The organism is Paenibacillus hemerocallicola, from assembly GCF_006265175.1.
In the GTDB taxonomy this organism is placed as follows: Bacteria; Bacillota; Bacilli; order Paenibacillales; family NBRC-103111; genus Paenibacillus_AB; species Paenibacillus_AB hemerocallicola.
The window spans coordinates 15,054-37,203 of sequence record NZ_VDCQ01000031.1; the positions used below are offsets into that span (position 1 = coordinate 15,054).

Consider the following 22,150-nt stretch of genomic DNA (forward strand, 5'->3'; position numbering starts at 1 on the left):
GCCCGACCAATCGCGATTCGTTCCATCGAACGGTTCGTTCACCCATATAGGAGAATTCGAACAAGCTTTGCGTGGCGTAGTAACTCCTTTTATTTTCACTGAAAATTTCCGTATAGGCTTAACTAGCAATGTTTACTCCAAAAGTTTTGAGGTGAAGCCATGTTTTTGAAACGTTTGGAGCTGGCCGGGTTCAAATCGTTTGCCGACAGGACGGAGCTGGAATTCGTTCAGGGCATCACCGCCGTTGTCGGGCCGAACGGGAGCGGCAAAAGCAATATCTCCGACTCGATCCGCTGGGTGCTGGGCGAGCAAAGCGCACGCTCGCTGCGCGGAGGCAAGATGGAGGACATTATATTCGCCGGAAGCGACGCGCGGAAGGCGGTCAATTACGGGGAAGTATCGCTCACGCTCGACAACTCGGACGAGTCGCTTTCTCTCGATTTCAACGAGGTGACCGTAACCCGCCGCATTCACCGGAGCGGGGACAGCGAATATTTTATTAACAAGCAAGCCTGCAGGCTGAAAGATATAACCGAGCTGTTCATGGATACCGGCATCGGCAAGGAAGCGTACTCGATTATCGGACAAGGCCGGATCGAGGAAATTCTCAGCACGAAATCGGAAGACCGGCGCGGCATCTTCGAGGAAGCATCGGGCATCGTCAAATACAAGTCCCGCAAAAGGGAAGCGGAGAAAAAACTCGCGGAGACGGAGCAAAACCTGCTGCGCATTCACGATCTCGTATCGGAGCTCGAGGATCAGATCGAGCCGCTGCGCGAACAGTCGGAGAAAGCGGTCCGTTACAAGCAGCTGAAGGAGCAGCTCAAGTCGGGCGAAATCTCGATGTACGTCTATCAGATCGAGCAAATTCACAAGTCTTGGACGGAAGCGAGCAACAAGCTGGCATCGCTGCAGAAGGAAGAGCTGGAGCTGTCCACGATCGTCAGCAGCCATGACGCCTTGCTGGAGAAGGAGCGGATGGAAGCGCGCAGGCTGGAGGAGGAAATCGATCGTCTGCACGAGACGGTGCTCCGGTTAAGCGAGGAGTTCGAGAAAAGCGAAGGTCAAGGCGAGGTATTGAAGGAACGCGGCAAAAATTTGCTGGCCAACCGCGTCCAGTTGGAGCAGACGCTCGAGGCGCAAGAACGAAGACTCGCCGAGAAGCAGTCCGAAACGGCCGCTTTCCGCGAAAAATATACGACCCTCGAGCAGCAGGTCGAGCAGTTGAGAACGAAGCTGACGGCTGAAGAGGAGCGGCTGCTCGGCGTGGCCGGCGGCGTCAGCAGCGAGGAAGAAGAAAGCCTGAAGGCGGATTTTCTCGAGACGCTGAACCGGATTGCCCAATCGAGAAATGAAATCCGCTATTCCGAGCAAAACCTTGATTCGCTTAGCCGCCGCCTGGAGCGGATGGAGGAGGAATACTCCAAATGGTCCGGCCAGCACGGGCAAATCGTACGCAAGCGGCAGGAGCTGCAGGAGAGGGCCGGGAAGCTGGCCAAGGAGCTTCAAGAAAGCCGCGACCGTAATGTGACGCTCGGCCAGGAGCTCAAGACGAAGCAGGAGCTGCTGAGTCAAGTACAAGACGCGGTGCGCAAATGGGAGCAGAAGCTGGATGCGCTCGTCTCCAGGCGCGATACGATGCGGGAGATGCAGAACGATTATGACGGTTTTGCACTCGGCGTCAAGGAAGTGCTTAAGGCGAAGAACCGGTCCGACGGCTTGAAAGGGATTCACGGGGCAGTAGCGGAGCTTGTCAAGGTTCCCGCCGAGGTGGAGCTCGCGATCGAAACGGCGCTCGGCGGAGCGCTGCAAAACATTGTCGTCGAGAATGAGGCATCGGGCCGCGAGGCGATCGCCTTCTTGAAGCGCAGGCAAGCGGGAAGAGCTACGTTTTTGCCTTTGGACGTCATCCGGGGCCGATCGATTCCGGAGCACGAGAAGAAAAGCTTGTCCGAGCTGAGCGGCTTTGTCGGCATTGCCGTCAATCTCGTCCGTTTCGACGACAAGTACGACAATATTATGTCCAGCATGCTGGGCAACGTCATCATCGCCGAGAAGCTGGAGGAAGCGAACCGGATCGCGGCAAAATGCCAATATCGGTATCGCGTCGTTACGCTGGAGGGCGATGTCGTCAATCCGGGAGGATCAATGACGGGCGGCAGCCTGCAGAAGAAAACGTCCAGCCTGCTGGGACGGAATCGTCAAATCGACGAGATGGACAAGGAGATTCGCGCTTCGGACATTCAGCTTGGCGAGCTTCGCAAGAAGCTGGAACGGATCAAGCGGGAGCTTTCGGACGGCAGCCGCTCGCTGGACGAGCTGCGGCAATTGGGCGAGCAGCAGCGAATCGAAGAACAGCAAATCCGTTCGCAATTAAGCCAGCTGGATAGCGAAGGCAAAAACGCCGAAGAGCAGACGACGCTTTACTCTCAGGACCGCGAAGCGTTGGCGATAGAGCGGAACGAATTCAAGCAGAAGAAGCTTGCCGCCGAACAGACGCTCGCCGAGCTGCAGCGGGAAGAGACCGAGCTTACGCAGGCGATCCGGGACGCCGAACTGAAGCGCAAGGCGAAGGAATCCGCGAAGGAAGAGCTGCAGGTTCAATTGACGTCGCTTAAAGTGAAGACGGCTTCGGTCAGCCAGGAGAAGCAATCGCTCGAGGAACAGCTTCGCCGGTTCGACGACGACTTGTCCGCAACCGAGCGGGAACGCAGCGGCAACAAACGGCTTCTTCAGCAGCTTCTCGCGGACATGGAAGCGAACGAGACGGAGTCGGTCAAGCAGATCGAACAGCTCAACCATTTGCGGTTGAAAAAACGGGAAGCGTCCGAGCAGATGGATTATAAACGGGCGGAGCGGGCCAAATGGGTGCAGAAGCTGGAGGAAGGCGAGAGCTTGACCAAGGAGCAGCGCACCCAGCTCAAGCAGGTCGAGGATCAGCTCCGGCAAACCGAAGTCCGCGTCAATCGTCTCGACGTCGAGCTCGAAAACCTGCTGAAGAAGCTGGCGGAAGACTACGAGCTTAGCTACGAGCTCGCCAAGGAGCGCTACCCGGTTCCCGAAGACGTACCGGCGACCCAGAACGAAGTAAGAGACCTGAAGCGGCAAATATCCGCGCTCGGCGACGTCAACTTGGGAGCGATCGAGGAATACCAGCGGGTGAACGAGCGGTACCAGTTTTTGTCCGACCAGAAAAACGATCTCGTCGAGGCGAAGACGGCGCTGTATATGGTTATTCGCGAGATGGACGAAGAAATGTCCAAACGGTTCAAAACGACGTTCGACGCGATCCGCTCCCAGTTTGTCGTCGTATTCGTCAAGCTGTTCGGCGGCGGCCGCGCCGACCTGATCCTGTCCGAGCCGGATCGGCTGCTGGACACGGGCATCGAAATCGTAGCCCAGCCGCCGGGCAAAAAGCTGCAGAACCTCCAGCTGCTGAGCGGCGGCGAGCGCGCCTTGACGGCGATGGCGCTGCTATTCGCCATCCTTCGGGTCAAGCCGGTGCCGTTCTGCGTTCTCGACGAGGTCGAAGCGGCATTGGACGAGGCGAACGTGACCCGGTTCGCGGACTATTTGCGGGAATTTTCCGAGCAGACGCAGTTTATCGTCGTCACGCATCGCAAAGGGACGATGGAATCCGCGGACGTGCTCTATGGCGTAACGATGGAAGAGGGCGGCGTATCGAAGCTGGTATCCGTCCGTCTGGACGACGACAACCCGATGACCGCTTAGGGAAGCCGCATATATAAAAACATGAGACGGACGGAGAGAGACTATGAGTTTTTTCAAAAAGCTGCGCGACAGTATTTCCGCCAAGGCGGAGACAGTCACGAACAAATTCAAGGAAGGCTTGAGCAAAACCCGCTCCGCATTCGTGGAGAAGGTAGAGGAGCTCATTCTCCGTCGCAAGAAGATCGATGACGACTTCTACGAGGAGCTCGAGGAAATATTGATCGGCGCAGACGTCGGCGTGAATACGGTGCTGGAACTGATCGAACAGCTGCGGACGGAAGTGCGCAAGCGCAAAATCGAAAATCCGGCCGACCTGCAGCCGGTGCTCTCCGAGAAGCTGGTCGGCATGCTGCATGGAGCAGCCGAAGACAACAGCTTGCACATGAACGAGAACGGCATGACGGTCTATTTGTTCGTCGGGGTCAATGGCGTGGGCAAAACGACTACGATCGGCAAGCTCGCCCACCGGTTCAACTCGCAAGGGAAAAAAGTGCTGCTGGCAGCGGGAGACACGTTCCGCGCCGCGGCGATCGATCAGCTTGAAGTGTGGGGACAGCGTGCCGGCGTCGACGTGATCAAGCATTCGGAAGGGTCCGATCCGGCGGCCGTCATGTTCGACGCCATCCAAGCGGCGAAGACGCGCGGAGTCGACGTACTGCTGTGCGATACGGCAGGCCGGCTGCAAAACAAAGCGAACCTGATGGAAGAGCTGAACAAAATTTATCGCGTCATCCGCCGGGAAATCCCTGACGCACCCCACGAGACGCTGCTTGTTATCGATGCGACAACCGGCCAGAACGCGCTCACGCAGGCGAAGCTGTTCGGGGAGAAAACCGGGGTAACCGGACTCGTATTGTCGAAGCTGGACAGCACGGCCAAGGGCGGAATCGTCATCGCCATCCGCAACGAGCTCAATATTCCGGTCAAGTTGGTCGGACTCGGGGAGAAGATGGACGACCTCCAGGATTTCGATTCGGAGCAGTTCGTTCACGCGCTGTTTGCCGGGCTGGTTCAGAAGGAAGAAGAGGCCGAGGAGGCATAAGCGGATTCGATTCATTATCGCTCCCCGATCGGAGAAGGACATCCAGTCTGACTCCGGGCGAGGGGGCGTTTTTCTTGCTCCGGCCGATAAGGTCATTATTTAACCAAATGATAAAGGCAGGTATCGTGTCATGGTTAAAGATAAAGCCGCAAGCTTGCTGTGGCCCTCCGAAACATCGAGAAACGACTATAAGGACGTTATCCGTATCGAGGACCAAGCCGTTACGGACCTGGGGCTTGAACGGATTTTTCAGGAGCTGAGCTTCAATCACAAGTACTATCCGGACATCAAGAGGCTGCTTCTGGGCTTGTGCGATGATCCTGACGTTATCCGATATCGGCTCGACATCTTGGACGACGTTATGCATATTGCCGAGCTGAGTGTGGATCTCGAGCGCGTTTTGCCGGATATCCATAAGCTTGATATTCATTATCGTTCCAAAGTGATTACGGGAGCGGAGCCATTGCGGAAAATTGCATGGCAAATGGAAGCTTTGGAAGTATACGTGCAAAACGTGGCCACCTTGAAGACGATGTCGAGCAAATTTAAGCAAACGGTAAAATCGGAAGGCTTGCGCCGTTTGTTCGCAAGCATCGAGTCCATCGCCGAAGAAGACGGCTACCGGGCATTGGCGGCTGCGCTCCCGGACTACCGGTTGAAGCTGCAAGGCATATCCAGCGTAACGATCGGCGTCAATCTGGACCATGAGCTCAAGCCGGCCGAGGCGATCATTTTATCGTTGGACAGCAAGCCATTCAAGAACAGGAAAAGCTCTCTGCTGTCCAGCTTATTCGGAATGAAGTCGGTGGAGGAGCCGTACGAAGGAATTTCCCCGTTCCAAAACATTAAGAAGCTTAACCATTCCGCACTGGACACGGCGTTGTTGAAAAGCTTGGAGGAAGTGTTCAACGACGCCTTGCTGCCCATCGGAAACGCCATGAAACGATTTATCGAGGTGAACATTCCCGCGATTACGGAATTGGAAATGGAAATCGGCTATTACGTAGGCGCCGCCAAGTTTTGCAAATTGCTGGAATCGGCCGGGTTAACGATGTGCAAGCCCGAGCTCGCTCCCGTCGAGGAACGGATATGCCGGATACACAATATGATCGATGTCAATTTGGCTTTGGGATTGACCAGACAGCATCCCGGCATAGAGCTGCATCGTACGATAGTCGCCAACGATGTCGAGTTCGGTTCCGACGGAAGAGTGTTTATTTTGACAGGCCCGAACCAGGGCGGGAAGACCACGTATACGCGGGCTATCGGCGTAGCCCAGATTTTGTGCCAGGCCGGACTTTTCGTTCCCGGAAGCCGTGCCGTCCTGAGTCCTGTCGATGGTCTCTATACCCATTTCAGCGAAGAGGAGAAGCCGAATATCGACAACGGCCGGCTCGGGGAGGAGTCACGGCGTCTGCACGGCATCTTTATGAACGCGACGAGACACAGCCTGATCTTATTGAACGAATCGTTGTCCAGCACAAGCTCGAGGGATAGTCTCTATGTGGCGCGCGATATCGTCAAGGCGATGAAGGTTCTCGGCTGCAGGGCGGTGTATGCGACCCATCTGCTGGAATTGGCCGCCGGGGTGGATCAGATCAATGCCGAACTGCCCGGGGACGATCTGGTCATTAGCATGGTTGCCGGTGTGGAGAGAGAACGGGACGAGGAGAGCCGGCCCGGACAAAAGGCGAGACGGACGTATAAAATCAAGCCCGGCCCTCCGAATGAAATGAGTTTTGCCAAAGATATCGCCCGGCTGTACGGAATCAGCTTCGACCAGATCGTGCAGACGCTGAAGGAACGAAACGTTATCGACCGTTAGAGAAATAACGGGCGGAGCGGATAAAATGATTGTAGCCGATCATGCCGTTGACAAGGTGCCGCGGAATGGGGCATGCTGTTTCGCATACGGATACTTTAGAAGAAGAAGGAGCGGTTCATCATGTCAACATACGAACAATTTGCCGAATTGGATATCCGGGTCGGTACGGTGCTGGTAGCCGAAGCTTTCCCGGAAGCCCGCAAACCGGCCATCAAGCTGACGATCGATTTCGGTCCGCTCGGCGTGAAGCGGACAAGCGCCCAAATTACGAAACGGTATGCGCCGGAGTCGTTGATCGGCCGCCAGGTTGCCGCCGTAGTCAATTTTCCTCCGAAACGGATTGCGGGCTTCGTCTCCGAGGTGCTCGTGCTCGGCGGCGTGCCGGAGGAAGGCGACGTCGTGCTGCTGCAGCCCGAAGCCCGCGTACCTGACGGGACTCCTATCGCGTAACGGCTCCTTTCCATATGATAGGCAACTTATTCGACTGACAAGGTAAAATGCTTGACAATGGTCTCTACAATCGTTATGATTAATTCTGTTGTCGTTGTAAAGTGTTTTTCCTTTACAGGAGGTGTGGCGCGGGTGACGGGTGAAGAGCCTCTCAGCAAGACGAACCGCATCAATATGCTGTTCGATATTTATGGGCAGCTGCTCACCGACAAGCAGCGCACGTTTCTTGGGCTGTATTTCCACGATGATTACTCGCTGGGCGAAATTGCCGCGGAGTTCGAGATAAGCCGCCAGGCGGTCTATGAGCATATCAAGCGGGCGGAAACGGCGCTCGAGGAGTATGAAACGAAGCTTCGGCTAGTGGCCAAGCATGAAGAACGCAGACGGTTCGCGGACCGGATCGAGGCGATCTTCAGCAGCGAGCCGCCGGCGGAGATGGACGAATTGAAAGAGATAGTGAGAAAGCTGTACAATATAGATTGAACGATTGTTTGTCGCATTACCGACTCCACCGAAGAAACGGGGGGATGACCATGGCATTCGAAGGATTGACCGGCCGTTTGCAAAACGTGCTCAGCAAGCTTCGCGGCAAAGGCAAGCTGACCGAGGACGACGTAAACGAAGCGATGCGCGAGGTGCGTCTTGCGCTGCTGGAGGCGGACGTTAACTTTAAAGTCGTCAAGGATTTCATCGCCAAGGTGAAGGAGAAGGCGATCGGCCAAGAGGTGCTCAAAAGCTTCACGCCCGGCATGGTCGTCATCGATATCGTCAACAAAGAGCTGGCCGCGCTGATGGGCGGTACGCAGAGCAAGCTCGCCAAGGCGAACAAGCCGCCGACCGTCATCCTCATGGTCGGTTTGCAGGGCGCGGGGAAAACGACGGCATCCAGCAAGCTGGCGAAGCTTTTGCAGAAGCAAAACCACCGTCCGCTGCTCGTAGCCGCCGATATATACCGTCCCGCGGCGATCAAGCAGCTGCAGGTGCTCGGAGAACAGATCAAAGCTCCGGTTTTTACGCTCGGAGACAAGACAAGCCCTGTCGATATCGCCAAAGGCGGTCTGCAGCATGCGAAGGATAACGGCAACGACTACGTGATTATCGATACGGCAGGCCGGCTGCAAACCGACGAGCAGCTGATGGAAGAGCTGAAGCAAATTACGGCTTCCGTCGATCCCGACGAGACGCTTCTCGTCATCGATGCGATGACGGGACAGGAAGCGGTCAATGTAGCCGAGAGCTTTCATTCCCAGCTGGAGCTGACGGGAGTCATTTTGTCCAGGCTGGACGGCGATATGCGCGGCGGTGCGGCGCTGTCGGTCAAGGCCATCACAGGCTGCCCGATCAAGTTCGCCTCCATGGGCGAGAAGGTGGATTCGCTCGAGCCGTTCCATCCGGAACGGATGGCTTCCCGCATACTCGGAATGGGCGATATGCTGTCGCTCATCGAGAAGGCGCAATCGAGCATCGATGCGGAGAAAGCGGCGGAGATGGAGCGCAAAATGCGCAACGCCGAATTCACGTTCGAAGATTTCCTCGAACAGATGGAACAGGTCAAGAAGCTCGGACCGATCGACCAACTGCTCGACATGCTGCCCGGAGCGAACAAGATGAAGGGCATGAAGGATCTCAAAGTCGACGACAAGCAGATGGGGCGCGTCGTCGCCATCGTCAAGTCGATGACGAAGGAAGAGAAGGTCAAGCCCGAGCTGTTGAATGCGAGCCGGCGCAAGCGGATCGCGGCGGGCAGCGGCACATCGATACAGGACGTGAACCGGCTCATCAAGCAGTTCGACGATATGCGCAAAATGATGAAGCAATTTTCGTCGATGATGGGCCCGGGCGGTCCGAAGGGCATGAAAAACATGAAGAAGCTTGGCAAAGGCGGCGGCTTCAAATTCCCGTTCGGATAACGGGGGGAAGTAATAGGAATACACTCCAAAGGTTAACTTCACTTTTGGGGGAATAGATCCGGGGCTCCCCAAAAAGTACTTGGAATAAGCATCGAAGCTCGGCTCCACTTTTTGGGGACCTTTAAGGGAGGTGAAAACACAATGGCAGTTCGCATTCGTTTGAAACGTATGGGCGCTCACAAAGCTCCTTTTTACCGCGTGGTCGTATCGGATTCCCGTTCTCCGCGCGACGGCCGTTTCATTGAAGAAATCGGCACGTACAATCCGTTGACGACGCCCGCTTCCGTCGCGATCGACGAGGAGAAAGCGTTGAAATGGCTGAAAGACGGCGCGCAAGCGTCCGACACGGTTCGCAACCTGTTCAGCAAAGCCGGCATCATGACCAAGTTTCACCAATTCAGACAACAGAAGTAATCTGTTGAATTGGAGGTTGCTATGAAAGATTTGATCACCGTTCTCGCCAAGGCGTTGGTTGATCATCCTGAAGATGTCGTAGTGAGCGAAGTCGAGGGGAAAGACGAGATCGTGTACCGGCTTTCCGTTCATTCTTCCGATATGGGCAAGGTGATCGGCAAGCAGGGACGCATCGCCAAAGCTTTGCGCACTGTCGTCACATCGGCGGCCGTGAAACATAACAAGCGGGTGTCCGTGGAGATCGTCTCCTGACGGTCGATATGGACGGCACTCAGGCTGCGCTCGATCGGATCGTTATGCTTCCATGCATAGCGATCCGATCGGCAGCGCAAACTGCGAAAGCAAGGGTTAGGTCATGTGCCTAACCCTTTTCCCGATCCGGCGGGATTCGTCATCCGTTCCCGTCGCCATCGCTGCAAAACAGGTCCATCCGGCGTGTCAGAGCGCGGGAAAAACCGGATTATGGAGGTAGGCATGAGCGGTAAACTGTATAATGTCGGCAAGGTGGTCAATACGCACGGCATACGCGGAGAAGTGAAGGTCGTGCCGCAAACCGATTTCCCGGAGGAGAGATTCGGCATAGGCAGCAAGCTCGTCCTGACCGATGCGCAGAACGGGACAAGCGAGCTCCGGGTACAGGTAGAAAGCGCGCGTTTGCATAAGAATGTATATATCGTCAAATTCAAAGGGTACGATAATATCAACGATATTCTCCCCTACAAGGGTTGGATGATCAAGGTGTCCGACGAGGAGCGCAAGCCGTTGGACGAAGGCGAATACTATTACCATCAGATCGTAGGCTGCCGCGTCATTACGGACGAAGGGGAAGAACTGGGGACGATCGGGGAAATACTCGCTCCCGGGGCGAACCACGTCTGGGTCGTGGAGCGGCCGAAGGGCAAGCCCGTCCTGCTCCCGGTTATCGATGACGTCATCCTGAACGTTGACGTAGAAGCCAAACAGGTTCGCGTACATATCATGGAAGGTTTGATCGACTGATGCAAATCGACGTGCTTACCCTCTTTCCGCCCATGTTCGATGGGGTATTCGGCTCGAGCATATTGGGAAAGGCGCGGGAAAAAGGACTCGTAACCTTCCGGACGGTCAATTTTCGCGATTATGCCAACAACAAACATAATACGGTAGACGATTACCCGTTCGGGGGCGGCGGCGGGATGGTGCTCAAGCCCGAGCCGATTTTCGCGGCCGTAGAGGATTTGACGAGCGGAAGCGACATTCGGCCGAGAGTGATCCTCATGTGTCCACAGGGCGAGACGTTTACGCAGCGTAAGGCGGAGGAGTTGGCGGGCGAAAGACATCTTATGTTTGTGTGCGGCCATTATGAAGGCTACGACGAGCGCATACGCGAGCATTTGATCACGGACGAGCTGTCGATCGGCGATTACGTGTTGACAGGCGGAGAGCTTCCCGCGATGGTTGTCATCGATAGCGTCGTGCGGCTGCTCCCCGGCGTACTCGGCAATGAACAATCCGCTGTAACGGATTCGTTCAGCACGGGCCTGCTGGAGTATCCGCATTACACAAGGCCGGCCCAATTCCGTGATTGGACCATTCCCGATGTGCTTATATCCGGCCATCACGAGAACATCGCCAAATGGCGCCGGGAGCAGTCGCTGCTGCGCACGCTGCGGCGTCGCCCCGATTTGCTGGATAAGGCCGATTTGACTCCCAAGGAACGGGATTGGCTCCGGCGCATGCGGGACCGGGAAACAGACGAAGGTCCGGGTTGAGCCTATTGAAAATAGCGAATCGAAGCTTGCCTGCCGGATAGTATATCCGCATGCGATTTTTTGGATAAATCATGAATTTACCGGGAGATTCCTTGCTTTATGCGGGCGGCTATGGTAATATGACTTTTGTTGTGTGTTTTTCTTAGTTCGGTGGTCCTCTGCGAGCCATGATGAAAACCGACGAAGGTTTTCGGAGCGAGTACGAACATCTGAGTGGAAGGAGGGAGTCAACCTATGAATCTCGTACGTCAAATTACGCAAGAACAGCTTCGTGCAGGTTTGCCGAGCTTTCGTCCGGGCGATACGCTGAAGGTACACGTAAAAGTTATCGAGGGATCGCGCGAGCGGATTCAGCTGTTCGAAGGCGTTGTTATTAAGCGCCGCGGCGGCGGTATCAGCGAAACGTTTACGGTTCGCAAAGTTTCGTACGGCGTAGGCGTGGAAAGAACGTTCCCGCTGCATTCGCCGAAGCTGGAAAAGATCGAGGTGGCTCGCCGGGGTAAAGTTCGCCGTGCGAAGCTCTACTATCTGCGCGAACTGCGCGGTAAAGCGGCTAGAATTAAAGAGATTCGTTAATCAGGACGGGGGCTTGCCACAAACAAGTCCCTTTTCGTTTACCGAAAACCGACAACCCGAACACGAATGCTGCCATGTGGAAAGGCTTCGATCCGAAGCTTTTGTTGTTTTAACGGCAATTTGCGGTCGCTCTTCGTCGTAACCGTAATCGAAATAATCCGGGAATGGGAGGGAGATGCTATGAGCGAGAAGTTGTCCGAACATTCGCAGCCCAAGGAGAACGACATCGTATTGTCCGATGCTCCGCCATCGACGGCAGCGGTCAAAGCGAAGAACGAAGTATGGGAATGGACCAAAGCGCTTTTAATCGCGTTTGTGCTCGCGTTTTTGATCCGCTACTTCCTATTCGGGTCCTATATCGTTGACGGCCCTTCGATGAAACCGAACTTCCATACGGGGGAACGGCTGATCGTCAATAAGATTTTGTACGACATTCGCACGCCGAAACGAGGCGAAGTCGTCGTGTTCCATGCGACACAGGACAAAGACTTCATCAAGCGCGTTGTCGCGCTGCCGGGCGAGACCGTGAAGGTCCAGGGCGATGAAGTATATATAAACGGCCAGCTGCTGGACGAGCCCTACCTGAAGGAAGTGGTGGAGCAAGCCAAACAGTCTGGAAAACCTTACAACGATTTGAATTTTCCGGAAACGAAAGTGCCGGAAGGCTCCGTATTCGTAATGGGCGATAATCGTTCGGACAGTACCGACAGCCGGATGATCGGACCGGTAGCGTTCGACAAAGTCGTCGGACGGGCGGATATCGTCTTCTGGCCTATCGTGGACATGCAGTGGATTCATTAAGGGAAACGCGGGAGGTGACGGCATGACGACGATTCAATGGTTTCCCGGTCATATGACGAGGGCCAAACGGCAAATTCAAGAAAAGCTCAAGCTGATCGATGTCGCCTTCGAGCTGCTGGATGCCCGTGTGCCGCTGTCGAGCCGCAACCCGATGATCGATGACATATTGCTGAACAAGCCGCGCATCGTTTTGTTGAATAAAGCCGATTTGGCCGATCCGAACGTAACGCGGGAGTGGATCGCCTATTTCGCGGAGACGGGGATCGAAGCGGTTCCGATCGATTCCGTGACGGGAGAAGGCGTCCGCAGCATTCCGGAGAGGGCCAAGCATGTGCTGCGCGACAAAATAGAGGCCCAGCTGCGAAAAGGGATGAATCCCCGTTCGGTACGGGCGCTCATCGTGGGCATTCCAAATGTAGGGAAATCGACGCTGATCAATCGTCTCGCGGGCAAGCATGTGGCGGCGACAGGCGACAGGCCGGGTGTGACGAAAGGCCAGCAGTGGATCAAATCCAGCGGAGGCCTGGAGCTGCTGGATACGCCGGGTATATTGTGGCCGAAGTTTGAAGATTCGCAAGTAGGCTTCCGGCTCGCCGCGATCGGCTCGATCAATGATCAGATTGTGAATGTGGAAGATGTGGCGTACCATGCCATACGCTATATGAGCGAGACGTACCCCCAGGAATTGAAAGAACGGTACGAGCTCGAGCAACTGCCCGGCGAGGATCCTCAGCCGGATGAAATTGTGGACGTCATGGAGCGGATCGGCAAGAAACGGGGCTGTCTGCAGAGCGGAGGCACCGTCAATTTGGAGAAAGCGTCCATGGTCGTGCTGCGCGACTTGCGGGGCGGCAAGCTGGGCCGGTTAAGCTTGGAAAGACCGGAGCGGCAACTATCGGTTTGACGGAAACACTCTCGACGGCTGAACGAGCCGGCCGACGGGTGTTTTTTTGTTTAAGGTCCAAACGGCGGACGCGGGAAGTGTCAAAGCTTGCGTTTTTCTGCCGTCTGCCGTCTTCCCTATTATCCGGATTCCCGGTACAATAAAAAGACTGAGGACAATCATGGGGGAAATGCATAGTGTTGGATTATGAACGCGATTTATGGAGCAACGGATTTCGGGCTGTTGCTGGGATCGATGAAGTCGGACGGGGCTGCCTCTTCGGCGATGTAGTCGCTGCAGCCGTCGTACTGCCGGAAGGCATCGAGATCGAAGGCATCGACGATTCGAAAAAACTGAGCGAGAAGAAACGCGAGGAGCTGTACGGCATCATCAGCGATTGCGCCCTCGGTATCGGCATAGGGCGAGTCGATGCGGCCACCGTCGACTCGATCAATATTAAGCAGGCCGCCAGATTGGCGATGAAGCAAGCGCTGGCCAAGCTGTCCGAGACGGTGACGCCGGACTATTTATTGGTCGACGCGGAGAAGGTCGACAGTCCGATCCGGCAGTTGGCGGTTATTCACGGAGACGCGCTAAGCCAATCGATCGCCGCGGCTTCCATCATGGCGAAGGTAACCCGGGACCGTTTATGCTTGCAATGGGATCTCGACTTCCCGGAATATGGACTCGCTTCCCACAAAGGATATGCCACCAAAACGCACCGAGAAGCGATTCTCAAATATGGCGCTTGTCCTTTGCATCGGCGGACGTTTTTAAGCGGGATATTGAACGAGCAGTTGGAGCTTTTCTAATTTGGCGACACTGACTCGAATAATGCATTGCAAAAAAATGAGCTTTCGGCCGATATACATAGTAAAGATCGAAGCGGAGGTGGGGGCCGAATGAGCATGCAGATCGGTCAAATGATGAGCAATTTGCTCGGCGGAGCGCAACAGACGGAAGCGAAGACGCTGGAGCTGAAGGTTGGGCAAATCGTCAAAGGAATGGTGCTTCAGCTGCTCGGCGAGCAGGACGCGCTTGTCAATATCGGCGGCGTCCAGCTGCGGGCAAAGCTCGAAACTCCGCTTCGGCAAGGTCAGGTGACCGAGTTCCGGGTTCAGCCGGAATCGAACGGAAGCCAAATCGTGCTAAAGCCTGTCGACGGCGCAAAAATCCCTTTGACGGACGCGGCGCTTGGAGATCTGCTGAAAAGCTTCGGCATGAATGACCAACCGGAAATCCGTCAATTGGCAAAGCAGCTGCAGCAATCAGACATCGAGCTGACCAAAGGGAATTTGCAGCGCTTCGGGAAGATGATGGAACAACAGCCGGTAGAAGTTCCGGCGAATGAATGGATGGAATCGGCTGTAATAGCACATAAGCGAAACTTGCCGATGACCCGCGAGTCGGTGAACGGCTTGCGCCAGGCACTGTTCGGACAGCCGCTCCTCGGCCAGCTGGATGGGCTGGAGGCGAAAGCGGATGAGGCAGTAAGGACTATGACGCAACTTCCCGGCAAAGACTCCGTGGAGGTCCGAGAGCTCGTCGGTAAGCTGAGGCAGGCGATCCAGCTAGTGAGAGAAACCGCCGGAGTGTCGATAGCTCCCGATACTCAGACTCGACAAGAGCCTGCAACCGGACAAGCGAGAGCTGCGGAACCCCCACGGCCGGAGACTGCGGGAAAGCCGGCACCCGATGCAGCGACGAAACAGCCCATACCTGTCTCTAACGGGCAAATACAAGCTGCGAGTGAATCAGGCGGGAATCATCCCGGCGTTCCTGCAGAGGAAGGCTCTGCGGAGGCCGGAGAGCCGAATAGGGCGGAAGGCCGGGTGCTGACGGAACAGCCTGCCACGAAGCTTGAACATGCGGCACAACCGCAAAGGCAACCGGGTGAACCGATCCCGTCGGAGACGAATAGCAAGCAAGCGGATCGTACGTTAGAAGGAGCTCGCCGACCGGAGGCTCCCCGGACGGATTTGCCTGCTTCGGGTGCAGGAAAAGAGGCGGAATCCACAGCTTCCCATTCCCAGCCCGGCAAATCTTTCGAGACTGCGGAACGGGCAAACCCGGCCGTCAAGCAGGCGGGTATGCAAGAGAACGATACCCATGCACAAGGCCGGACTAAGGCCGACACGCCGGAAAACTGGATTTCACGCTTGTTTAAAGCTGTCGGCATGGATAACGAGCATCAAATATCCCGTGCCATCGATAGGGGGGCGGACCCTAGAGCAAATTCGCCGTCAAACGCCGTTGCTTCGTCGGCGCTGCATATGGCCGCCGCTCCGGAGCAAGGATTGCCGGTCGTGCCGGATCTTGTCCGTCATGAGGCGGCGGACAGCCTCAAGAGCATTTTGCTGCAGTTGAGCGCTTCCGACGCCGTACCCGAACCGTTGCGGGAGCATGCCCAGCAGACGTTGCAGCAAATAACCGGCCAGCAGCTGCTGCTGTCCCCCGATCGAGGGGCCGTACTGACGCACGTTACGATGTTTTTGCCGGTTCGTCAAGGCGGCGGAGACGAGCACACGGCTGCCGTCCATGTGCAAGCCCGCAAAGGCAAACGAGGAGAGATTGATGCCCGGAATTGCCGGCTGCTGTTCGATTTGAATATGCAAACGCTCGGATTGACGCTTGTAGACGTACAGGTATACGATAAGAGGGTGCACTTGCAGGTGCATAACGATATGCCTTTTCTCGCCGCCATATTGGAGCAATACCGCGGCGAGATCGAGGAAGGGCTGCGGGATAACGGCTACCAGTTCATGGCGTTGAAATGCTCCCCGTTTCCGGAGCAGAAGCGTGTTGACGAGGGGGGCGCTGCCGGCGAATTATCGCCGGCGCGGACGGCGGCAGCCTCGGCTTACCACATTAAGCCGTATAAAGGTGTGGATGTCCGGATATGAGCGGCAAACAGGACGGAACCAATAAGATCAAAAGAGCGGTTGCGCTGCGATATGCGCCCGAGCAAAATGTAACGCCCGTCGTCGTGGCCAAAGGCAAAGGGCATATAGCCGAAACGATTATGCAAAAGGCCAAGGAGCATGGCGTACCGTTGCAGGAAGATCCTTCGCTTGTCGAAGTGTTGTCCAAGCTGGATCTGAAGCAGGAAATACCGACGGAGCTGTATCAGCTCGTCGCGGAAATATTAAGCTTCGTATACCGCACCGATTCGCGGGCGAAAGCAAGAAGGAACGGTGGAGAATGACCGGCCGGAAAAGTGCGGTAGGCAAGCGGAGGCTCGGACAGTTGGGGGAAGCATTCGCCGCCGATCACTTGATTTCACTGGGATATCGGATCATTGAGCGCAATTGGCGCTGTCCGAGCGGCGAGCTTGATCTTATAGCTGATGAGGACGGAGTGACCGTGTTCGTGGAGGTTCGTTCGCGAAGGGATACGGGGACGTTCGGCAGTCCGGAAGAATCGGTTGATGCCCGCAAGCAAAAAAAAGTGCGGGAGACCGCGCAGTACTACTTATACCGCTACCGGGCAATGGAGCGAAAGGTCAGATTTGACGTCATTACGGTGCTGTTCACGACGGAAAGCGAGTTTGCGAAATTGAACCATTTGAAGCACGCTTTTTGAGTATGCCTATTAATCTCTTGTCATGTGAGAAGCTGTCAGGATTATAAATCCGGGCGGCTTTTTTTAGTTCTATTTAAATTGGGAAATGGCGAAATAAAGTATAAAGAGATGAATGTGTAGTGTATGTCAACTAATGGGGCGAACCTCTACAATAAGCGTTGAAGAGCAATTCGTATACGCATATTAAAGTGGTCATACCATACTATAAAATTTAATCTATTATTTTTACGCTGGTGGTCAAAATTCCCGTATCCGGAATACGGATACGGTTCACATAAGTTTTGCATTCATTTGAAGCAGCTTAATAAAATGGAGGGTTATTCATGGCAAACAGTATGGTGAGGTTGGCGCTGGCGGTAACGTTTATTGTTGCGCTGACAGCTTGTTCGCGTAATCAGACGAACGGAAGCAAGGAAGCGGACGGATTTTCGGCGAATGATGGGGTGTCGACTCCATCTGCTTTCAAGGAACCAAATCCGAAACCGATCGAGCTTGTTTTTTATGGCGCGGGATTCAGCGAAGAGCCGTTTATGCTCGATTATGGGAACGCTATCAAGGAGAAATTCCCCCACATAACCGTGAAATTCATTCGTGTCGACACTGCCAAACTATCGGAGGTGATTGCTTCGGGTGCTCAATTGGATATTCAATTGTCCGTAGATTTTCAGTTAAAGCAAAACATGATTGATTTCGGGTTGCAGTACGACCACGCCGAGCTGATTCATAAATACAAATACGATACCGGAAAACTGAACATTCAGATGATGGAGACTTTGAGATCGATAGGCGGCGGCAAACTGTACGGACTTCCGATATACTTGACAATTCCCAGCCTCGTGTATAACAAAGACCTGTTCGATAAATTCGGGGTCGGATATCCGAAGGATGGGATGAGCTGGGACGAAGCATACGAGCTTGCCAAAAAAATGACTCGAAACGAAGGAGGGATAAGCTATCGGGGTATGGTGGTCGCCTTTCAGGCACTAAGCGTTCATAATCAGCTCTCGCTGAATTTTGTCGATACGGAATCGGGCAAAGCATTATTCAGCTCGAACGGAAACTGGCAAAAACATGTGAATAATTTGACCCGCTTCTACAAAATTCCAGGCAACGAGGTTGACGACAAAACGATTCAAGGGGCCGCGCAAAACAATTTCTTCTTTAAAGATAAAGCGGCGGCAATGTTTGCCACCGTCGCGGGGGCATCTGTATTCTCGCTCAATCCGTCTGTCAATATGGATGTGGCAACCATTCCGTTTTACCCGGATCTTCAAGGTGTCAGCGGAAGGCCGAGCGCCGGGGTGTTTGGGGTATCCGCTCTCAGCAAGCAAAAGGACGAGGCGTTTCAAGTGATCGCGTTTTTGGCATCGAAAGAATTTCAATTAAAAAGATCGAAGCTGGGAGCCATCTCGGTTCTATCCAACGATGAGGAAATTCGCAAAGCGTTCGGTGCGGAGGACGCGGCATGGAAAGGAAAAAATATTCAAGCGATGAATCCTTCAAGATTCGCCACTTCGGGAAGAGCATCGAATTACGATCATTTGGCGTTGCCGAATATACTCGGTCAAATGAACTTGGTCGCGCAAGGAAGCGTGGACGTGAATACCGCTTTACGAACGGCCGGGGAATTGACGGAGAAAGCGATCGAAGATATGAAGAGCAGGCTCAACAATAAATAAGTTCCGCATGACGAGAGGAGAATGCATGAAAATGTACGTATACTGCAGCTATGGCGATGAGCTCGTTTCCAGCAAGAAGCAGCCGGTAGACAGTCCGGCGGCAGTCGAAGCGATGATCGAATGGATGTCCCGGACATATAATGTAAAGAGAATGTATTGGCGGGGCGCGGGCGAAGAATTATGGGACCGTACGATGCAATTCGGCAAAGAAACCCCCTTCGGATACGAATATGCCGCAGTTTGGAAACGCCATACGTTACAATCGGGTACTACCCGGGCGCTCGTTTCGGCTGGAAAGAGATACGGGATGGAAATAATTATGTATACGGGCCTGTTCGATTACGGCGTGCAGCCGGATATAGGCATCATAGGTCCGTATATGTTCGAGGATCGGGGGCGCATCGAGCATCCGGAATGGTGCATGCGTGACCGATGGGGGGAACGGCGTTGTCCGGGACCGTTCGAATTTGCTTTTCCGGAAGCGCGTCAATATGTCATTCGTCGTTATGTGGAAGAAATTGTGCGGAACGACTATGACGGCATCAATTTTTATACGTATGTGGAAAATTGCGGGTTGCGCTATTTGGAGGAATTTGGATTTGCCGAGCCTATTGTCAGTCTGTTTCAGGAAAAATACCCCGACATCGATTTGCGCAAGGGACGTCTGAGCGATGAACAAACGGAGCATTGGTACGCTTGCAGGGGAAAGTTCGTAACTGATTTCGTTCGCGAGCTGCATGCCGAGCTGAAGCTTCATGGCAAGAAGCTCTCGATTATTCTCGACGCGGAAAATCCGGATTACGTACAGCCGTGGTGGGGGAAAAGCGTTCCCGGTACCGGCTACATCCGAACGGACTGGCAGACATGGATCGCGGAAGGCATAGTAGACGAACTTTGGGTTCAGTTGGCCGAGATAGGCAAACAAACGTCTACTCTGGACAATCTGCTCCGCTCATGCGCAGGAACGTCGGTTAAGCTAGTCGTACGTACTCCAAAGCCGTTTGACCCGGTCTGGGAGCCGTACGTGTCGGCAGGTGTTACTCCGGTTGCGGTCATAACATCGCCGGTAAACGGAATCGAGCGAATGGTCAAGGCCCCGCCCTCGACAGCCCTTCTTCACAGCGAAGATTGGATCCACCGTTCCCAGGGGCTGACCGACATGGCGGAGGGGCGAATCGAGGGGGACGTTCAAGCGGCAATCGTTCTCGCCCAAGACCGGAATCTAGTAGTCCGCCAACGAGCGATGCGTGCATTGAAAAAGTTCGGCACATCTGCGCATCTACCCATTATTTATGCCGGTCTGCACGACGAGGAGAATTGCGTAAGAGTGGCCGCGGCCGAAGCTGCCGGAGTGATTCACGATGGGGATACTCCCGGCAGATTGCTGGCTGCTATCGAAAGCGACGATACTTTTCTAATGAAGTCCGCTTGTGCCGGTTCGCTCCTTGCAATCGGTGAGAACAGCTTAAGTGATGCGACTGCGGGCCTTTCCAGCAAATATCGTGGCGTACGTGAAGTTTGCGCGAAAGCATTAATCGGCCTATATGAGATTGACGGTACCGCACTATACCCTCTGTTGACCGGTATTGTACGGAATGCGGACGAGGATGAGATTATCCGATACTGGACGATCGACGGCTTGCTCGGGCTTTGTCTGGGAGGCAGGCTGGACGCTGAGGAAGAAAAAGCGTTTATAGCGGAATTGGCAGCACGGATCGATAAAGAATGTTCCACGGTCGTTCAACTCCACATCGTGAGAGCTATCGGGAAATTGGCGGAAGAAGGAAAGACCGCTTGTATGCCGACAAATATTGTCGGTAAATTGGAACAGCTTTTTCGGGAGTATGGCGACGGATGTTTGCGAACGGATGCTGCATTCGGCTGGCGGCTGGCGGGCAATGCGCTGCTATCGTTCGGGGCGGCGGGCATAGAAATTCTCGAAAAGTTCAGAGAGCAAACGCAAAATCGATGGCTTGCATGGCTTGCTTACGAGGTTGTCTATTTGTCGCACCAAAAAGCCGAGTTCCTCCTCATTGATCAACGACAGATGATTGCCGATCATGAGCATTATGCGCCGCAGTTTCCGGGGTACCGTGCCTGGAGGGAGGACATTCGCTCGATTAGTCGACTGCCCGATTCAAGTTTCGATGCATCGTAGGATATTATGAAATGGAAAATGCCGTCAAGCCCGGCCGGGTCTTTGACGGCATTTTGTCCGAAAGCCGATCAGCTTTCTCCCGTAATCGAGCATTTGTTGCGGATAAAGTGAATTTGGTTTTCGATCCGATTCAACCGTTCCTCATCCTCTTTGGACCCGCTCGACTGGCCCCGCAGCAGCTCGGCTTCCTGCAGCAGCTCGTGCAGATCGTCCCCGGCGTTGGCGCAGTTATAATCGCTTTCCAATCGTTCCAGCATGGTATCCTCCGTTACTAAACGTAATGTGCGGCAATGCCAGCTTATTGTGCGCATAACGTTGTCCGAGTAAACGTAGTTCGCGTCGGAATCGAAAACGATTTCTGAACGTCAATAAAAAGACAGTTGCAAATCATATAATTCCGAGTATAATACTATGTATATTAGCTATTGAACGGAGATGCCGCCGATGAACGCTACGATTTCGAACCCGATCGCCCAAGCGTGGATTAATGATTATTTGGACTTGTACAACTATGCGGTTGCCTTGGGCGATAGCGAATGGCAGCTGGAGCTTATAAATAAGCTGAAGCAAAACGGCGTTCATATCGAACGGCATTTGCGGGAAAATCAACGCGAGCAATTGTGGAAAATGTTCGATTCGATCAACCGGAACATGCTTGAAATCTACGACGAGCTTCGCGACACGAAAAATGTCAAGAAAAGCGAAATACTGAAAGAGCAAGTATGGGAGCTGAAAATTCGCAGGCTGGATATTTCGAGAAAATTGAAGGCTTGCGGGAGTTAAGGCAAGAGGGGAATAAGGAACATTGGCATGCGGTTGACGGCTTTGCCAATGCCAAGTTAGAAGTTCGCGCGGTTGACCGCTTCACGGTAACGGAGCATGCAGCTTACTGCTCTGCAGAATCATCGGTTCATTGGCAGATGAACGATGATTACATGGAGGTTTGTTTCATTTCGCGCATCGATTTCATCATCATCGTCATCATCTCGTCGCATTCCTGCATTTTGGACATCATCGCATCCATGTCCATATCGGCCATCATATTCATGCTCGTCATGGACTCCATCATCATCTTCATGGAGTTCATTTTGCACATCATTTCGTCCATACACATCGTCATCATCATTTGCATGCACATTTTATCCATAGCACTGTCCTCCTCTCCCGCTATTTTCGTTTCGTATCAAACATTACACGAACAAATGGAAGATTACAAGCTTTTTTTGGTTGTATTGCCTATTGAATTGTGATATATTAAACCTTTTATTCCAATAATAAAAATGGGATTTATAGGGATTGGGACTCGATTCGACTCGCATCAATGTCGGAAAGAGTCCCTTTTTAATG

Annotated in this window: 22 protein-coding genes; 20 read left to right on the forward strand and 2 right to left on the reverse strand. The window is 54.0% G+C overall.

Translation table 11 applies throughout. The features are described 5' to 3' along the window. Window positions 1-159: 159 nt before the first annotated feature. The 19 genes from smc (at window position 160) to FE784_RS21020 (ending at window position 20,803) form a co-directional block, all read left to right on the forward strand. Complete coding sequence (gene smc / locus FE784_RS20930) at window positions 160-3,732, forward strand: chromosome segregation protein SMC (RefSeq protein ID WP_139604183.1); 3,573 nt, start codon at window positions 160-162, stop codon at window positions 3,730-3,732. A gap of 43 nt (window positions 3,733-3,775) precedes the next feature. Next, window positions 3,776-4,774, forward strand: a complete 999-nt coding sequence (gene ftsY / locus FE784_RS20935; protein WP_139604184.1) for a signal recognition particle-docking protein FtsY — start codon at window positions 3,776-3,778, stop codon at window positions 4,772-4,774. A gap of 130 nt (window positions 4,775-4,904) precedes the next feature. Continuing rightward, window positions 4,905-6,599: a MutS-related protein gene (locus tag FE784_RS20940; protein WP_139604185.1), complete on the forward strand. Its 1,695-nt coding sequence runs from the start codon at window positions 4,905-4,907 to the stop codon at window positions 6,597-6,599. A gap of 120 nt (window positions 6,600-6,719) precedes the next feature. Next, window positions 6,720-7,049, forward strand: a complete 330-nt coding sequence (gene csaA, locus FE784_RS20945; protein WP_139604186.1) for a chaperone CsaA — start codon at window positions 6,720-6,722, stop codon at window positions 7,047-7,049. 174 nt (window positions 7,050-7,223) lie between these two features. Further along, window positions 7,224-7,532, forward strand: coding sequence for a YlxM family DNA-binding protein (gene ylxM, locus FE784_RS20950; RefSeq protein ID WP_425465556.1), 309 nt, complete (start codon window positions 7,224-7,226; stop codon window positions 7,530-7,532). A gap of 50 nt (window positions 7,533-7,582) precedes the next feature. Continuing rightward, complete coding sequence (gene ffh, locus FE784_RS20955) at window positions 7,583-8,959, forward strand: signal recognition particle protein (protein WP_139604188.1); 1,377 nt, start codon at window positions 7,583-7,585, stop codon at window positions 8,957-8,959. Window positions 8,960-9,100: 141 nt separating this feature from the next. After that, window positions 9,101-9,373, forward strand: coding sequence for a 30S ribosomal protein S16 (rpsP, locus tag FE784_RS20960; RefSeq protein WP_139604189.1), 273 nt, complete (start codon window positions 9,101-9,103; stop codon window positions 9,371-9,373). A 21-nt stretch (window positions 9,374-9,394) separates the two neighbouring features. After that, entirely contained in the window at window positions 9,395-9,625 is a 231-nt protein-coding gene (locus FE784_RS20965) for a KH domain-containing protein (RefSeq protein WP_139604190.1), read from the forward strand. Window positions 9,626-9,847: 222 nt separating this feature from the next. Continuing rightward, a complete protein-coding gene (rimM, locus tag FE784_RS20970) occupies window positions 9,848-10,372 on the forward strand; it encodes a ribosome maturation factor RimM (RefSeq protein WP_139604191.1) in 525 nt (174 codons plus the stop codon). Beyond that, window positions 10,372-11,124, forward strand: a complete 753-nt coding sequence (gene trmD / locus FE784_RS20975; RefSeq protein ID WP_139604192.1) for a tRNA (guanosine(37)-N1)-methyltransferase TrmD — start codon at window positions 10,372-10,374, stop codon at window positions 11,122-11,124. Before rimM ends, trmD begins: the two co-directional genes overlap by 1 nt. Before the next feature lie 234 nt (window positions 11,125-11,358). Next, a complete protein-coding gene (gene rplS, locus FE784_RS20980; RefSeq protein WP_139604193.1) occupies window positions 11,359-11,700 on the forward strand; it encodes a 50S ribosomal protein L19 in 342 nt (113 codons plus the stop codon). Between the two features lie 180 nt (window positions 11,701-11,880). Next, window positions 11,881-12,501, forward strand: a complete 621-nt coding sequence (lepB, locus tag FE784_RS20985) for a signal peptidase I (protein ID WP_139604194.1) — start codon at window positions 11,881-11,883, stop codon at window positions 12,499-12,501. A 22-nt stretch (window positions 12,502-12,523) separates the two neighbouring features. Continuing rightward, window positions 12,524-13,405 carry a ribosome biogenesis GTPase YlqF gene (gene ylqF, locus FE784_RS20990; protein ID WP_139604195.1) on the forward strand — a complete coding sequence of 294 codons (882 nt, stop codon included), beginning with the start codon at window positions 12,524-12,526 and terminating at the stop codon, window positions 13,403-13,405. 176 nt (window positions 13,406-13,581) lie between these two features. After that, window positions 13,582-14,196: a ribonuclease HII gene (locus FE784_RS20995; protein WP_139604196.1), complete on the forward strand. Its 615-nt coding sequence runs from the start codon at window positions 13,582-13,584 to the stop codon at window positions 14,194-14,196. A gap of 90 nt (window positions 14,197-14,286) precedes the next feature. Next, window positions 14,287-16,287 carry a prolipoprotein diacylglyceryl transferase gene (locus FE784_RS21000; RefSeq protein WP_139604197.1) on the forward strand — a complete coding sequence of 667 codons (2,001 nt, stop codon included), beginning with the start codon at window positions 14,287-14,289 and terminating at the stop codon, window positions 16,285-16,287. Further along, window positions 16,284-16,589 (forward strand): EscU/YscU/HrcU family type III secretion system export apparatus switch protein, encoded by a 306-nt coding sequence (locus FE784_RS21005; RefSeq protein WP_139604198.1) that lies wholly within the window; start codon window positions 16,284-16,286, stop codon window positions 16,587-16,589. Before FE784_RS21000 ends, FE784_RS21005 begins: the two co-directional genes overlap by 4 nt. Next, on the forward strand, window positions 16,586-16,966 hold the full coding sequence (locus tag FE784_RS21010; protein WP_139604199.1) for a YraN family protein: 381 nt from the start codon (window positions 16,586-16,588) through the stop codon (window positions 16,964-16,966). Before FE784_RS21005 ends, FE784_RS21010 begins: the two co-directional genes overlap by 4 nt. A 323-nt stretch (window positions 16,967-17,289) precedes the next feature. After that, window positions 17,290-18,645, forward strand: coding sequence for an ABC transporter substrate-binding protein (locus FE784_RS21015; RefSeq protein ID WP_139604200.1), 1,356 nt, complete (start codon window positions 17,290-17,292; stop codon window positions 18,643-18,645). A gap of 25 nt (window positions 18,646-18,670) precedes the next feature. Next, window positions 18,671-20,803: a HEAT repeat domain-containing protein gene (locus FE784_RS21020; RefSeq protein ID WP_176706399.1), complete on the forward strand. Its 2,133-nt coding sequence runs from the start codon at window positions 18,671-18,673 to the stop codon at window positions 20,801-20,803. Window positions 20,804-20,871: 68 nt separating this feature from the next. Here the strand turns inward: FE784_RS21020 and FE784_RS21025 are convergent, their stop codons facing one another. Continuing rightward, window positions 20,872-21,060 carry a DUF2524 domain-containing protein gene (locus FE784_RS21025; protein WP_139604202.1) on the reverse strand — a complete coding sequence of 63 codons (189 nt, stop codon included), beginning with the start codon at window positions 21,058-21,060 and terminating at the stop codon, window positions 20,872-20,874. A 187-nt stretch (window positions 21,061-21,247) separates the two neighbouring features. Between FE784_RS21025 and FE784_RS21030 the strand changes: the two genes are divergently transcribed. Beyond that, a complete protein-coding gene (locus FE784_RS21030; RefSeq protein WP_139604203.1) occupies window positions 21,248-21,586 on the forward strand; it encodes a hypothetical protein in 339 nt (112 codons plus the stop codon). Between the two features lie 148 nt (window positions 21,587-21,734). Here FE784_RS21030 and FE784_RS21035 read toward each other — a convergent pair whose 3' ends face one another. Continuing rightward, window positions 21,735-21,950: a hypothetical protein gene (locus tag FE784_RS21035; protein ID WP_139604204.1), complete on the reverse strand. Its 216-nt coding sequence runs from the start codon at window positions 21,948-21,950 to the stop codon at window positions 21,735-21,737. Window positions 21,951-22,150: the final 200 nt, after the last annotated feature.

Bases quoted from the DNA above. Each gene is read 5' to 3' on its own strand.
- rimM (WP_139604191.1), top strand. From the start codon at position 9,848: ATGAGCGGTAAACTGTATAATGTCGGCAAGGTGGTCAATACGCACGGC.
- rplS (WP_139604193.1), top strand. From the start codon at position 11,359: ATGAATCTCGTACGTCAAATTACGCAAGAACAGCTTCGTGCAGGTTTG.
- ylqF (WP_139604195.1), top strand. From the start codon at position 12,524: ATGACGACGATTCAATGGTTTCCCGGTCATATGACGAGGGCCAAACGG.
- FE784_RS21005 (WP_139604198.1), top strand. From the start codon at position 16,284: ATGAGCGGCAAACAGGACGGAACCAATAAGATCAAAAGAGCGGTTGCG.
- FE784_RS21025 (WP_139604202.1), bottom strand. From the start codon at position 21,060: ATGCTGGAACGATTGGAAAGCGATTATAACTGCGCCAACGCCGGGGAC.
- ylxM (WP_425465556.1), top strand. From the start codon at position 7,224: ATGCTGTTCGATATTTATGGGCAGCTGCTCACCGACAAGCAGCGCACG.
- FE784_RS21000 (WP_139604197.1), top strand. From the start codon at position 14,287: ATGAGCATGCAGATCGGTCAAATGATGAGCAATTTGCTCGGCGGAGCG.
- smc (WP_139604183.1), top strand. From the start codon at position 160: ATGTTTTTGAAACGTTTGGAGCTGGCCGGGTTCAAATCGTTTGCCGAC.
- ftsY (WP_139604184.1), top strand. From the start codon at position 3,776: ATGAGTTTTTTCAAAAAGCTGCGCGACAGTATTTCCGCCAAGGCGGAG.
- lepB (WP_139604194.1), top strand. From the start codon at position 11,881: ATGAGCGAGAAGTTGTCCGAACATTCGCAGCCCAAGGAGAACGACATC.
- FE784_RS21015 (WP_139604200.1), top strand. From the start codon at position 17,290: ATGGCAAACAGTATGGTGAGGTTGGCGCTGGCGGTAACGTTTATTGTT.
- FE784_RS21030 (WP_139604203.1), top strand. From the start codon at position 21,248: ATGAACGCTACGATTTCGAACCCGATCGCCCAAGCGTGGATTAATGAT.
- FE784_RS20965 (WP_139604190.1), top strand. From the start codon at position 9,395: ATGAAAGATTTGATCACCGTTCTCGCCAAGGCGTTGGTTGATCATCCT.
- FE784_RS21035 (WP_139604204.1), bottom strand. From the start codon at position 21,950: ATGGATAAAATGTGCATGCAAATGATGATGACGATGTGTATGGACGAA.
- FE784_RS21010 (WP_139604199.1), top strand. From the start codon at position 16,586: ATGACCGGCCGGAAAAGTGCGGTAGGCAAGCGGAGGCTCGGACAGTTG.
- trmD (WP_139604192.1), top strand. From the start codon at position 10,372: ATGCAAATCGACGTGCTTACCCTCTTTCCGCCCATGTTCGATGGGGTA.
- FE784_RS20940 (WP_139604185.1), top strand. From the start codon at position 4,905: ATGGTTAAAGATAAAGCCGCAAGCTTGCTGTGGCCCTCCGAAACATCG.
- ffh (WP_139604188.1), top strand. From the start codon at position 7,583: ATGGCATTCGAAGGATTGACCGGCCGTTTGCAAAACGTGCTCAGCAAG.
- csaA (WP_139604186.1), top strand. From the start codon at position 6,720: ATGTCAACATACGAACAATTTGCCGAATTGGATATCCGGGTCGGTACG.
- FE784_RS21020 (WP_176706399.1), top strand. From the start codon at position 18,671: ATGAAAATGTACGTATACTGCAGCTATGGCGATGAGCTCGTTTCCAGC.
- rpsP (WP_139604189.1), top strand. From the start codon at position 9,101: ATGGCAGTTCGCATTCGTTTGAAACGTATGGGCGCTCACAAAGCTCCT.